Consider the following 12,462-nt stretch of genomic DNA (forward strand, 5'->3'; position numbering starts at 1 on the left):
TACCGGAGGGGGGCGACAGACGAGAGCGGCGGCGCACGACGGCATCGGCGTGGCCGGGACCAACGACCACGCACGCGGGATGTTCAGTCGCGTGCGGAGTCCGGCCCGCTCTCACGCGGGGAAGGCGCCGCGCTGCAGACGCGCAGCAGATCGATGTGACGGCGGGAGGTGAGCAGGAGCGGCGGCCGCACGGCGATACCGACGGCGAGACTGCCGAGGTCCGGTGCGGAACGGCCCATGATTCCCTACCTGTTCACTAGGATTCCCAGGTTGAGTGTCGGCCCGCGGCCGAGGCGCGTCAAGAGGGCCTCGCTCAGCGGTCCGCCAACGCCGGTGCCACGGGTGCCCAGCTGAAGGGCGGGTCGGGAATCTCGTCACGCAGCACGGAGGCCACCTCGGACTGGAACAGTTCAAGTGAGGCGCGGTGCTGCTCGTCCGTCAGCCCGCCCGCGTCCGCCTGCACGTGCAGCACCGTGTGCCCGAACTGCTCGTGGTAGCGGTGCACCTTGTCGATGATCTGCTGCGGGCTGCCGATCAGGGCGGAACTGCGGTCGGCGAAATCCTCCAGGGTCTCGAATACCACCGGCAGACCGGACTCCTTCTGGAACGCGAGGTTCGCCTCGAAGACCGGGCGGTACGCGTTGAGGGCCGCCTGGGACGTGCGCGCCACGTACACACCCGCCGTGCCGGCGCCGACAGCGATCCTCGCCGGATCGTGCCCGTAGTGCTCCCAGCGTTCGCGGTAGTGGCGGATCAACTCCGCGTACGGCTCGATGGGATGGGTGACGTTCGCCGAGAACAGTGGGTCGCCGTAGCGGGCCGCCAGGTCCACCGACTCCTTACTCGTGGCGCTGCCGTGCCAGACCCGGACGGGCCGCTGGTACGGCCGCGGCCACACCTCGGCGTCCGTCAGCGGCGGGCGGAACCGGGTCGCCGCGGTGACCTTGTCCTCGCGCCAGATCCGCCGGAACACCTCGTAGCTCTCGGCGTTACGGTCCCACTGGTCGCCGGGAGTGACGTGGAACAGGTCGCGTTGCGCGGCCCCGTTGCCCTTGCCGATGATCAGGTCGAGACGTCCGTCAGCGAGGTGGTCGAGGGTGGCGTAGTCCTCGTAGGCGCGCACCGGGTCGAGAAGGCTGAGCGTGGTGACGGCCGTGAACAGTCGGATGCGCTGGGTCAGTGCGGCGATGTAGCTGAGGACGACGGTCGGAGAGGAGGAGAGGAAGGGACGCTCGTGCCGCTCCCCCACCCCGAAGCCGTCGAAGCCGAGCTCCTCGGCGAGCAGCGCGTTGCCGAGGACCTCGCGGAACCGGTCGTGGGTCGGCTTCTGCAGGCCGGTGACCGGGTCCGGCCGGTGCACGATCAACGTGATGGCGAGGAACTTCACGACCCCAACCGCCGCTCGTTCACGGCGTCTTCATGCTCTTCCCGTACGTCATCGGGGTGGGCGAGGCCCAAGTGGTGGCGCAGGGTGGGGCCTTCGTATTCCGTGCGGAACACGCCTTGCTCCTGCAGGAGCGGGACCACCTTGTCCGCGAACGCGTCGAGGCCGGTCGGGGTGAGGTGCGGGACGAGGATGAAGCCGTCGGCGGCGTCGGCCTGGACGAAGTCGTTCAGTGTCCTGGCGAGGGTGGCCGGGGAGCCCGTGAATGTCTGCCGGTTGCCGGTGTTGATGACCAGATCGCGGATGGACCAGTTGTTGGCGGCCGCCTGTTCGCGCCATGCGCGGGCCGTCGTCAGAGGGTCCCGGTACATGCGGACTTGCGCCCTGCCCTTGGAGATGTGGTCGTCGTCGACGTCCGGGTCGATGTCGGGCAGCGGGCCATCCGGATCGTACGCGGAGAGGTCCCGGTTCCAGACGAACTCCAGGTGCTTGAGGGCGGTGGCGCCGCTGACCTGCTGCCGTCGCACCTCGCGGGCCAGTTCCTCCGCCTCAGCGTCGGTGTCGCCGAGCACGAAGGTCGCGGCCGGAAGGATCAGCAACTGGTCATGGTGGCGGCCGTACTTCGCCAGGCGGGACTTGACGTCCGCGTAGAAGGCCCGGCCCGCGTCGAACTGGGCGTGCCGGCTGAAGATCGCGTCGGCCGAGGACGCGGCGAACTCGCGCCCCTCCTCGGAATCTCCGGCCTGGAAGATGACGGGGCGTCCCTGGGGCGTGCGCGGGACGTTGAACTGGCCGTGGATGTCGAAGTGCTGTCCGGTGTGGGCGAAGACGCCTGCCTTCGCGTCTCGCAAGAAGGTGCCGGTGGCCTGGTCGGCGAGGATCTCGTCGCCGCGGAAGGAGTCGAACAGCTCGTTCGCCGTGGCGAGGAACTCCTCGGCGCGGGAGTAGCGCTCCTCCTGCGGCAGGAAGCCGCCGCGGCGGAAGTTCTCGCCGGTGAAGGCGTCCCAGGACGTGACCACGTTCCAGGCCGAACGCCCGCCGGAGAGGTGGTCGAGCGAGGCGAACTGCCGGGCGACCTCGTAGGGCTCGTTGAAGGTGGAGTTGATCGTGCCGGTCAGACCGAGGTGCTCGGTGACTGCGGCCAGCGCGGCCAGGACGGTGAAGGTGTCGGGTCGGCCGACGACGTCGAGGTCGTAGATCTCCCCGCCCTGTTCGCGCAGTCGGAGCCCCTCGGCAAGGAAGAGGAAGTCGAACTTGGCGCGTTCGGCGGTCCGCGCGAAGTGCGCGAAGGAGCTGAACTCGATGTGGCTGCCCGCCTGTGGGTCGCTCCACACGGTGGTGTTGTTGACACCCGGGAAGTGTGCGGCGAGGTGGATCTGCTTCAGCGGCTTGGTCATGGCGTACGGTCCCTCCGGCTCAGGCGGTCGCTGCGGTGGCGTAGCGGTTGGCGGGGCGGGTCAGGCCGAGCAGGCCGCGCAGGGTGTCGGCCTCGTAGGCGCGGCGGAAGACTCCGCGGCGCTGGAGTTCGGGGACCAGACCGCGGGTGATCGCCAAAAGGTCGTGGCCGAGGACGGCCGGGCGCAGCCGGAAGCCGCTGAGTCCGGCGGTCTGCAACTCCTGGAGCAGATCGGCGAGACCGGCGGGTGTGCCGGTGAAGACGGGTGCGTCGCCGGTGTACGGGGAGCCGGCCAGGGCATCGAGGCGGACTCGGCGGGCTTCGGCCGCGGCCGGATCGTGGTCCAGGAAGACCACCAGGTCACCGAAAATGTGCAGCGGTTGTTCGGCGCGGCGCGCCGCCTCCTGTTCGCCGCGGATCTCGGCGACGATCGCACGCGCCTGGACGGTGTCGTACGCGGTGACGTAGCCGACGTCCGCCTGGCGGGCCACAAGCCGGTACGGCACGGTCTGGTGCGCGAGGGCGGTCACCAGCGGCTGGCCCTGCGGCGGACGGGGAGTGACGGAGGGGCCCTTGACGCTGAAGCGCCTTCCCTCGAAGTCGATGTAATGGAGCTTGTCACGGTCGATGAAGCGGCCGGTGGCAGCGTCCCTGATCTCCGCGTCGTCCTCCCAGCTGTCCCACAGGCGGCGCACCACCTCCACGTAGTCGGCGGCCTCGTCGAACAGCTCGGTCACCGCTTCCTGTGCGTCAGGGCTGTCGTAGGCCCCGATGTGCGGGATATGGCGACGGCCGAAGTGCGCCGCCTCGTTGGGGCGGGCTGTGATCTGCACCCTCAGGCCGGCCCGTCCGCCGCTGACGTAGTCGAGCGTGGCGATCGCCTTGGAGAGATGGAATGGCTCGGTGTGGGTGACCACTGCCGTCGGCACGAGGCCGATGTGGCGGGTCAGCGGGGCGACGCGGGAGGCGATGAGTACGGCGTCGAGGCGGCCGCGGATCTGGTCGGTGCGCTCGTCCGGGTCGAGGAAGTGGGAAGACTGCGGTCCGAGACCGTCCTCGATGGTCACGAAGTCGAGCAGCCCTCGCTCGGCCTCGGTGACGAGGCCGGCCCAGTAGCCTGCGGTGAACAACTTCCGCGGGTGGGCCTGGGGTTCCCGCCAGGAGGCCGGATGCCATCCGGTGCCGTCCAGGGCGACGGCGAGGTGCAGTGGAACGGGGAGTTTCGTGGACACGAAACCGAGCCTTTCTGTCATGAGGAGCGATGCCGACGGGTGCGGCCTTTTCAGGTCGCTTTCAGGTCGTCACCGGGCCAGCTCGCCGAGCAGCTTCCAGGTACGGTGCCGGTCGGCCTCGCCGCCAAGGCCCGTCGCCGTGAACACCACTTCCGTGGCACCGGCCTCGCGGTAGCGCCGGACCTCGGCCGCGACGGTCTCCTCGTCGCCGATCACGGCGAGGTCGGCGGCCCGGGTGGCGCCGGAGAGCTCGATCACCCGCTGATACGAGGGAATCCGCTCGTAGAACGCGAACGCCTCGGTCGCCGTCTCCCGTACGGCCTCGGCGTCTGCGGTGACCACGCCGGGCACGAAGGCGACGATGCGGGGTGCGGGGCGGCCCGCCGCGGCGGCCGCGGCGGTGATCACCGGCACGATGTGTTCGGCGATGGCACGCGGCCCGGCCAGCAACGGAAGGGTGCCGTCGGCGAGTTCGCCCGTGACGCGCAGCGCCTGCGGCCCCATGGCGGCGACGAGGAGCGGCACCGGCGGATCGGCGCCCGGCACCTTGGCGGGCAGCGGTGTGGTGGCGGTGAGCAGCTCGCCGTGGAAGTCGGCGCTGCCGGTCGCCACCAGCGGGCGCAGAGCCGTGAGGAACTCCCGCAGTCTGGCGATGGGACGCTCGTACGGGATGCCGAAGCCGTCTTCCGTCAGGTGCTTGGTGCCGAGCGCGAGCCCGAGGTGGAAGCGGCCGTGCGTGGCGGCCTGGGCTGTCTGGGCCTGGCTGGAGACCAGGAGCGGATGCCGGCCGAAGACGGGGATCGCCGATGTTCCGACCTGCAGACCGGGCGCCTCGCGGCCGACGATCGCGGCGAGCGATGCGGCGTCGTAGCCGAAGGTCTGGGCGAACCACGCGGAGCGAAGCCCGGCCTCCTGCGCCTCCTTGGCGAGCTCGACGGTGGTGTCGATCCCGGGCACGGTGCTGGTCGAGGTCAGCACCACTCCGACGGTCATGTCCGGCCTCCCGGTGCCACGGCGCCTGCGCCGGCGAGCGGTGTCGGCGCAGGGGCCGGCCGCGCGTCGAGAGGGTGGTGCCAGAGGCCCTGGGCCTTGAGGCGCGGCAGGACGCCCTCGCCGAACCAGTACGCCTCCTCCAGGTGCGGATAGCCGGACAGGACGAACTCGTCGATGCCCAGGGCCGCGTACTCCTTGATCCGGTCGGCGACCTCGTCGTGGCTGCCGACCAGCGCGGTGCCCGCGCCGCCGCGCACGAGGCCGATGCCGGCCCACAGATTCGGGTGGATCTCCAGGCGTTCGCGGCTCCCGCCGTCATGCAGGGCGAGCATGCGCCGCTGCCCCTCGGACTCGCTGCGGGCCAGGCCGGCCTGGATCGCCTTGACGCTTTCCGGGTCGAAGCCGGCCAGGAGACGGTCGGCATCGGCCCAGGCCTGCTCGGAGGTGTCGCGGGTGATGACGTGCAGCCGCACGCCGAAGCGCAGGGTGCGTCCCTGCCGCGCCGCGAGACTCCGGATCCACGCGATCTTCTCCGCGACCTGCGCGGGCGGTTCGCCCCAGGTGAGGTAGACATCGGCGTGCCGCGCGGCGACCTCACCGGCCGCAGGTGAGGAGCCGCCGAAGTACACCTCGGGCAATGGGTCCGGCACCCGGGCGAGCTTCGCGCCCTCGATCTGAAGGTGCTCGCCTCGCAGGTCGACGGTCTTGCCGTCCCACAATCCCCGTACGACGTCGAGGAACTCGCCCGTACGGCGATAACGGGCGTCCTTGTCGAGGAAGTCGCCGAAGGCCCGCTGCTCCTGGCTCTCGCCCCCCGTGACCACGTTCAGCAGGAGCCGGCCCCCGCTGTGGCGCTGGAACGTGGACGCCATCTGCGCGGCCAGCGTGGGTGAGACGGAGCCGGGGCGGAAGGCGACAAGGAACTTCAGGCGCTCGGTGTGCCGGCTGACCATGGCGGTGGTCAGCCACGCGTCCTCGCACCATGCGCCGGTCGGGGTGAGCGCGGCGGCGAAGCCGAGGTCCTCGGCGGCTTGGGCGATCTGGCTCAGGTAGGCGACCGTCGGGGGCCGGTCGAGGCCGGAAGCGGTGACCGAGGTTCCGTGGCCTCCTCCGACGACATGCCGGCTGTCGCCGTTGGTGGGCAGAAACCAGTGAAACGTGAGGGACATGGTGGATGCTCCGTTCGAAGGTCGGGCTACAGGTGCGCCGTCACGGCTGCGTGACTCAGCCGGTGGCCGCGAGGAGCGCGCGCGGGCGCCCGCCCAGTGCCGCGGAGAACTGGTCGGTGACCTGGGCAAGGCCCTCGGCCGCGCCCGGCGCGAGCGTCAGCGCCCCGTCGTCGCCCACCGAGATGTCCTTGTCGAGCGTGAACCAGCCCGGAGTGATGTGGGTGGGGCCCATGGAGGCCAGTACCGGACGCAGCGCGTAGTCGATCGCCAGGACGTGCGCGGTGGTGCCGCCGGTGGCCAGCGGCAGGACGGTCTTGCCCGTCAGGGCGTACTGCGGGAGCAGGTCGAGGAGCGACTTGAGCAGCCCGGAGTAGGCGGCCTTGTAGACGGGGGTGCCGATCACCACCCCGTCGGCCGCGGCGAACTGTGCGGTGGCCTCGGCGATCGCCGGGTGGCCGAAGTCGGCGTGCAGCAGGGCCTGCGGCGGGAGCGTGCGGACGTCCAGCGGGATGACCTCGTGTCCCTGCGCGGCGAGCCGGGTGTCGAGGTGGCGCAGGAGGCGGGCGGTGCGGGAGGTGGCGGAGGGACTGCCCGAGACGGACAGGATGGTGGCCATGCGGGGACCTTTCGCAGGTGTCGGGCGGGAGTCGGGCGGAAGTCGGGTGTCCGTGCGGCCGGGGCAGGGCCTGCCGGCCCCGGCCGTAAAGGGCCTACTTGTTGGTCTTGGGCAGCCCGGGCGGGTTGATCCCGGACTCGGTGACGGCCTCGCCGTCCAGGCCCCATCGGGCAAGGACTTTGGCGTAAGTACCGTTCTCGATCACGTGGTTGAGGGCGGCGGCGATTGGCTTCGCCAGGCCGCTGTCCTTCTTGGTGGTGGCCGCGATGAGGCCCTGGAGCGTGGCGCCCGCGCCGGAGTACGTGCCGACGACCTCGGTCTTGCCGCTGGTGGCCGCGTGGTACGCCGCGGTCGGGTTGGGGCCGAGGTAGAGGTCGATGCGGCCGGACTGGACGGCGAGGTAGGTGTCGCTGTCGTTCTGGTAGTACTTGATGTCCACCGGCTCGCGGCCGGCCTTCTCGTTCTCCTTGCTCCACTCGACCAGGAGTTTCTCCTGGTTGGTGCCGCTGGAGACGGCGACATTCAGGCCCGCCACGTCCTCGGGTCCGTCGACCTTCAGGTCGCGCCCCTTCTTGGCGCCGAAGCCCAGGTTGTCCTCGCGGTAGGTGGCGAAGTCGTACTTCTCCTTGCGCTCCTCGGTGACGGTGATGTTGCTGAAGCCGACGTCGTACTTGGCGGAGTCCAGACCGACGAAGATGTTCTCCCACGACACCGTGTTGATCCTCGGTTCGAGGTCGAGGACGTCGGCGACCAGATACGCGAGGTCCGGCTCCACCCCGATGACGGTCTTGTTGTCGGTGGCGAAGAAGGTCAGCGGAGCGGCGGAGCCGGAGGAGCCGACGATCTCCAGAGTGCCTCTCTTGCGGATCTTCTCCGGGACTTCGGCGGCTATGGAGTCGACCTTTCCTGTGGAGACGCGCTTCTGGTCGGGACTGGTGTTGATCTTCGTAGTGGTGCCCTTCTCCGCCGCGACTTCGGTGGTGGTGTCCTCGGAGGGGTTGCCGCAGGCGGCGAGAACGAGGGCGGTGGCGAGCCCGAATGCGGCTGCGGCGGTACGGCGGCGGACGAGGGTGGCGGACACGGTCGTTCTCCTTATGTGGGTGTGCGAAACGAGGGGCGGGGTGAGGGCTGGTCACAGGACCTTGGAGAGGAACGCGCGGGTGCGCTCGTGCTGGGGGGCGTCGAGGACGGCCGAGGGCGGCCCTTGCTCGACGACGACTCCGTCGTCCATGAACACCACGGTGTCGGCGACCTCGCGGGCGAATCCGATCTCGTGGGTGACGATGATCATCGTGGTGCCGGTGCGGGCCAGGTCCTTGATGACGTCGAGGACTTCACCGACCAATTCCGGGTCGAGCGCCGAGGTGGGTTCGTCGAAAAGGAGCACCTTGGGCGCGAGAGCGAGCGCGCGGGCGATCGCCACGCGCTGCTGCTGGCCGCCGGAGAGCTGACGCGGATAGGCGTCGGCCTTGTCGGCGAGCCCGACCCGGTCGAGCAGGCCGCGGGCGGTGTCCTCGGCCTCCTTGCGCGGCCGGCGCAGCGCCGAGACGGGCGCTTCGACGAGGTTGTCGAGGACGGTCAGATGCGGGAAGAGGTTGAAGTTCTGGAAGACGAACCCGATATGGGTGCGCTGCTTCAGTACGTCCTTCTCCTTCAGTTCGTACAGCCGGCTGCCGGAGCGCCGGTAGCCGATGAGCTCGCCGTCGATGCTGATCCAGCCGCCGTTGACCTTCTCCAGTTGGTTGATGGTGCGAAGGAGCGTGGACTTGCCGGAGCCGGAAGGTCCGAGGACCACGGTCACTTCACCGGCTCGCACCTGGAGGTCGACACCACGCAGTACGTCGAGCGGTCCGAAGCTCTTGTGGACGCCGTGGACGTCCACCATCACCTCACTTGTCATGAGCGGTCTCCAAGGGACGGGAAAGGAACCGGCGGGCGCGCTGGAGCGGGGTGAGGGGCGGGGTCCGGTCGGCGCCGCGGGCGTATCGCCGCTCCACGTAGTACTGGGCGATGGACAGCAGTGAGGTGAGGACCACGTACCAGGCCGTGGCGACGAGGAGCAGCGGGATCACCCGGCCGTTGCGTCCGTAGATCACCTGGACCTGGTAGAAGAGCTCGCCGATCGACATCACGTAGACGACGGATGTGCCCTTGAGCAGGCCGATGATCTCGTTGCCGGCGGTGGGCAGGATGGCGCGCATGGCCTGGGGCAGCACGATCCGCCGGATCTGCCGCAGCCGCGGGATGCCGAGAGCGGCCGCGGCCTCGGACTGTCCGTGGTCGACGGCGAGTACGCCGCCCCGCACGATCTCGGCGGCGTACGCGGCCTGGTGCAGAGTGAGACCGATGATCGCGGCCCCCATGGTCCCGATGATGCTGTTGCTGTCGACGGACCAGAGCACGGGACCGAACGGGATGCCGACGCCCAACTGGGCGTACAGCGCACTGAGGTTGAACCAGAACACCAGCTGCACGATCATCGGGATCGACCGGAAGATCCAGATGTAGCTCCAGGCGACGGTCTGCAGCACCGGACTGCGCGACAGGCGCATGAAGGCCAGCACGACGCCCAGGAGGAAGCCGAGGACCGTGGCGTAGGCGGTGAGCTGGAGCGTCACCCACACTGCCTGGACGATGGTCTCGGACAGGAAGTAGTCGGAGAAGACGCCCCATTCCCAGACCGGGTTGGTGGCGAGCCCGTGGGCGAACTGGGCGAGCAGGACGAGCACGGCCACGGTCGCGACCCAGCGCGCGCAGTGGCGGGCGGGAACGACGGTGAACGAGGCGGGGTCGCCGGGAGCGGGCGTCCGCGGGTCTGCGGCGGCCGTACCGGGCGGCGCGTTCTCGGTGATCGACGACATGGTCCTCTCCGCTCAACTCTGCCGGTGCTCAGGCGGGTTGATACGCGAGGACTCGATCGCGGAGGCCGACGTGCCCCACTTCTTCAGAATCCGCTCGTACGTCCCGTCCTTGATCAGCTCGTTGACGGCGGCCTGGAAGGCCTTGGTGAGCGGGGAACCCTTCTTGAACGCGAAGCCCACGTCGAGCCGGTGGAACTCGCCGAGGAACTCGGCGCCCGACGCGCGCTGAGCGGCCTGGTAGCGCAGGCCGTTGATGGTCGACATGATCACGTCGATGCGGCCCTGCTGGAGCGCCGTGAGGGTCGCGCCGTTCTCCGAGTAGACCTTCACGTCGTACGGCTTCCTGCCCTCCTTCGCGCAGCTGCCCTTCTGCTCGGTGAGGGTCGCCTCGAAGGTGGTGCCGGCGCCGGTGCCGATGGTCAGGCCGCACAGTTGTGTGAGGCCGGTGACCTTCTTGCCGAGTTCGGAATTGCCCTTCTTCACGGCGAAGCCCTGGCCGTCATTGATGTAGGTGACGAAGTCGATGGTCCTCAGTCGTTCCGCGGTGACGCCGAAGTTGCCGGTACCGAAGTCGTACTTGCCGCTCCCGAGGGCGGGCAGGATCGTTTCGAACGAGGCGTCCTGGCGCTCCAGCCGCACACCGAGCACCTTGGCGACGGCATCCGCGAGGTCGATGTCCTGCCCGGCGGGCGCCTTGTCGGAACCGCTCGGGTAGTAGGCCCCGGGCGGGAACCCGACCGAGGTGCCGACGCGCAGGGTGCCTGACGTCCGTATGTCCTCGGGCAGCAGGGCCGCCGCCGATTCCACCTTGCGTACGGCGGCCACCGGATCGTCGGTCGGCGCGGCCGAGGCCTGTGCCCCGGCCGGTGCGGCGTCGTTGCCGGAGCCGCAGGCGGTCACGGCCAGGAGGGGCAGCAGTGCGAGGGCGGCTGCTGTCCGCCGCAGTCGGAGCTTCACTGTTCGATGGCCTTTCCAGGGTGCGCAGGGAGGGTGAGCTGCTTCTCGAACGGCAGCGGGCCGATGGTTTCCGGGTCGGCGGCCGTGTCGAACAGCGGCGTGTAGCCGGTGGCCAGGTACAGGCCGCGGGCCTCGGGCTGGCGCGGCCCGGTCGTCAGGTGGATGCGCCGGTAGCCGCGGGCTCCCGCCTCGCGTTCCAGTTCGGCGACGACACGGCGGCCGAGTCCGCGACGGCGGGCGGCGGAGTGCGTCCAGATCCGTTTCAGTTCCGCGGTCCGGGCGTCGTAGCGGCGGAACGCACCACCCGCGACGGGCTCGCCCCGCTCCAGGAGCAGCAGGAGCAGTCCGCCGTACGCCGGGGTGAACTCCTCGTCCGGGTAGCGGGATATCTCGGTGTGCGCGTCCTTGCCGTAGCGCGTCGAGTATTCGTGGCCGAGCTCCCGCAGCAGGGGGCGCACGCGCGGGTCGGAGACTTGCACGTGGATGACGGTCAGTTCCGGTGCGGAGGTCATCCGTTCACCGCCGCGAGGCTGTGCGCCTCACCGGCCCGGTCACGACCGGCCGCCGCGCGCTTGGCGTCGCGCTCGGCGTCGCGCCTGGCGACCTCCTCGCGGACGATCGGGATGACGTGGCGGCCGAAGTCGATGGCATCGCCGAGCAGGTCGTAGCCGCGTGCGGAGAGGATGTCGACACCCAAGTCGTAGTAGTCGAGCAGTGCCTGGGCGACCGTCTCCGGGGTGCCGACCAGGGCGTTGGAGTTGCCCGCGCCGCCGGTCGCGGCGGCGGTCGGGGTCCACAGCGCGCGGTCGTAGCGTTCGCCGGCCTCGGCGATGGCGATCAGGCGCTGCGAACCGGTGTTCTGCGGGGCATCGGAACGGTGGTGGCGTACGAGACCGGCCTCGCGGCGCTTGCGGATCGCGCCCACGGTTCGCTGGGCCTTCTCCCAGGCGAGTTCCTCGGTGGGCGCGACGATCGGCCGGAAGGCCACCTGGATGCGTGGCACATCAGTGCGGCCCGCGGCTTTGGCGGCGGCCTTCACCCGTTCGATCTGCTCGGCCGTCTTCGCCAAGGGCTCGCCCCACAGGCAGTAGATGTCGGCCTCCGCGCCCCCGGCCTCGTACGCCGCCTCCGATGAACCGCCGAACGAGACGCCCGGGCGCGGCTGCTGGACGGGGAAGACATCGCTGACGAAGTCGTGGAACCGGTAGTGCTCGCCTTCGTGGTCGAAGGGCTCGTGCGTGGTCCAGATCTTCTTGACGATCCGGATGTACTCGCGGGTGCGGGCGTAGCGCTCGTCCTTGGTGAGGGTGTCGCCTTCGCGGCCCTGCTCGTGGTCGTTGCCGCCGGTGATGAAGTGCACGGTCAGCCGGCCGTCGCTGATCCGGTCGAGGGTCGCGAAGGTCTTCGCGGCGAACGTGGGGTACGAGACGTTCGGCTGGTGGGCGAGAAGGATCTGCAGCTGGTCGAGCCGGCTCGCGATGTACGCGGCGGCAGGCGCCGGATCCGGTGATCCGGAACCGTACGCGAAGAGCACCCGGTCCCAGCCGTGGTCCTCGTGGGCGCGGGCGAGACGGAGTGTGTACTCCTTGTCGAAGGCGACGCCGGAGCGCGCGGTGGTCTCCGAGCCGTCGTTGGTGGCGGCGATTCCGAGGAATTCGACGGGCATGACGGGGCCTTTCCGGGATTGCAGCCGCACGCGGGCAGGGCGGAGCGCCACGTGTGCGGGCAGAGGCGATGGGCAGCCGCGAGGGTGGCGGCTGCAGCACGATGAGGAGGTTCGAAGCAGGCGTGACGACGCAGAGGGCTTCGAGGGAAAACGCGAAAGGCGAAGGAAGAGGGCCGGGCTCAGGCGGC

General features: G+C 69.9%; 13 protein-coding genes. All 13 read right to left on the reverse strand.

What is annotated here, in order from left to right:
• Positions 1-83 precede the first annotated feature (83 nt).
• The 13 genes from ACIBI4_RS01110 to ACIBI4_RS01170 all read right to left on the reverse strand — a co-directional run bounded on the left by ACIBI4_RS01110 (position 84) and on the right by ACIBI4_RS01170 (position 12,274).
• A complete protein-coding gene (locus tag ACIBI4_RS01110; protein WP_399201400.1) occupies positions 84-239 on the reverse strand; it encodes a hypothetical protein in 156 nt (51 codons plus the stop codon).
• 74 nt (positions 240-313) lie between these two features.
• Positions 314-1,387: an LLM class flavin-dependent oxidoreductase gene (locus tag ACIBI4_RS01115; RefSeq protein WP_399201401.1), complete on the reverse strand. Its 1,074-nt coding sequence runs from the start codon at positions 1,385-1,387 to the stop codon at positions 314-316.
• Positions 1,384-2,781, reverse strand: a complete 1,398-nt coding sequence (locus ACIBI4_RS01120) for an NtaA/DmoA family FMN-dependent monooxygenase (RefSeq protein WP_399201402.1) — start codon at positions 2,779-2,781, stop codon at positions 1,384-1,386. Before ACIBI4_RS01120 ends, ACIBI4_RS01115 begins: the two co-directional genes overlap by 4 nt.
• 19 nt (positions 2,782-2,800) lie before the next feature.
• Entirely contained in the window at positions 2,801-4,033 is a 1,233-nt protein-coding gene (locus ACIBI4_RS01125; protein WP_399201403.1) for an LLM class flavin-dependent oxidoreductase, read from the reverse strand.
• A gap of 48 nt (positions 4,034-4,081) precedes the next feature.
• Entirely contained in the window at positions 4,082-5,005 is a 924-nt protein-coding gene (locus ACIBI4_RS01130; protein WP_399201405.1) for an LLM class F420-dependent oxidoreductase, read from the reverse strand.
• On the reverse strand, positions 5,002-6,174 hold the full coding sequence (locus ACIBI4_RS01135; protein ID WP_399201406.1) for an LLM class flavin-dependent oxidoreductase: 1,173 nt from the start codon (positions 6,172-6,174) through the stop codon (positions 5,002-5,004). The genes ACIBI4_RS01130 and ACIBI4_RS01135 overlap by 4 nt, the downstream gene beginning before the upstream one ends.
• Positions 6,175-6,229: 55 nt before the next feature.
• Positions 6,230-6,790, reverse strand: a complete 561-nt coding sequence (gene ssuE, locus ACIBI4_RS01140; RefSeq protein ID WP_399201407.1) for an NADPH-dependent FMN reductase — start codon at positions 6,788-6,790, stop codon at positions 6,230-6,232.
• 94 nt (positions 6,791-6,884) lie between these two features.
• Complete coding sequence (locus ACIBI4_RS01145) at positions 6,885-7,871, reverse strand: ABC transporter substrate-binding protein (protein ID WP_399201408.1); 987 nt, start codon at positions 7,869-7,871, stop codon at positions 6,885-6,887.
• Positions 7,872-7,922: 51 nt separating this feature from the next.
• Positions 7,923-8,690: an amino acid ABC transporter ATP-binding protein gene (locus ACIBI4_RS01150; protein WP_399201409.1), complete on the reverse strand. Its 768-nt coding sequence runs from the start codon at positions 8,688-8,690 to the stop codon at positions 7,923-7,925.
• The gene (locus tag ACIBI4_RS01155) at positions 8,680-9,651 is read right to left on the reverse strand and encodes an amino acid ABC transporter permease (RefSeq protein ID WP_399201410.1); all 972 of its coding nucleotides are present in this window, start codon (positions 9,649-9,651) and stop codon (positions 8,680-8,682) included. Before ACIBI4_RS01155 ends, ACIBI4_RS01150 begins: the two co-directional genes overlap by 11 nt.
• Before the next feature lie 12 nt (positions 9,652-9,663).
• Positions 9,664-10,608, reverse strand: coding sequence for an ABC transporter substrate-binding protein (locus ACIBI4_RS01160; RefSeq protein WP_399201411.1), 945 nt, complete (start codon positions 10,606-10,608; stop codon positions 9,664-9,666).
• Positions 10,605-11,120: a GNAT family N-acetyltransferase gene (locus ACIBI4_RS01165; protein WP_399201412.1), complete on the reverse strand. Its 516-nt coding sequence runs from the start codon at positions 11,118-11,120 to the stop codon at positions 10,605-10,607. Before ACIBI4_RS01165 ends, ACIBI4_RS01160 begins: the two co-directional genes overlap by 4 nt.
• Positions 11,117-12,274, reverse strand: a complete 1,158-nt coding sequence (locus ACIBI4_RS01170; RefSeq protein WP_399201413.1) for an LLM class flavin-dependent oxidoreductase — start codon at positions 12,272-12,274, stop codon at positions 11,117-11,119. Before ACIBI4_RS01170 ends, ACIBI4_RS01165 begins: the two co-directional genes overlap by 4 nt.
• Positions 12,275-12,462 lie beyond the last annotated feature (188 nt).

Source organism: Streptomyces sp. NPDC050418 (assembly GCF_044458745.1).
GTDB lineage: Bacteria > Actinomycetota > Actinomycetes > Streptomycetales > Streptomycetaceae > Streptomyces.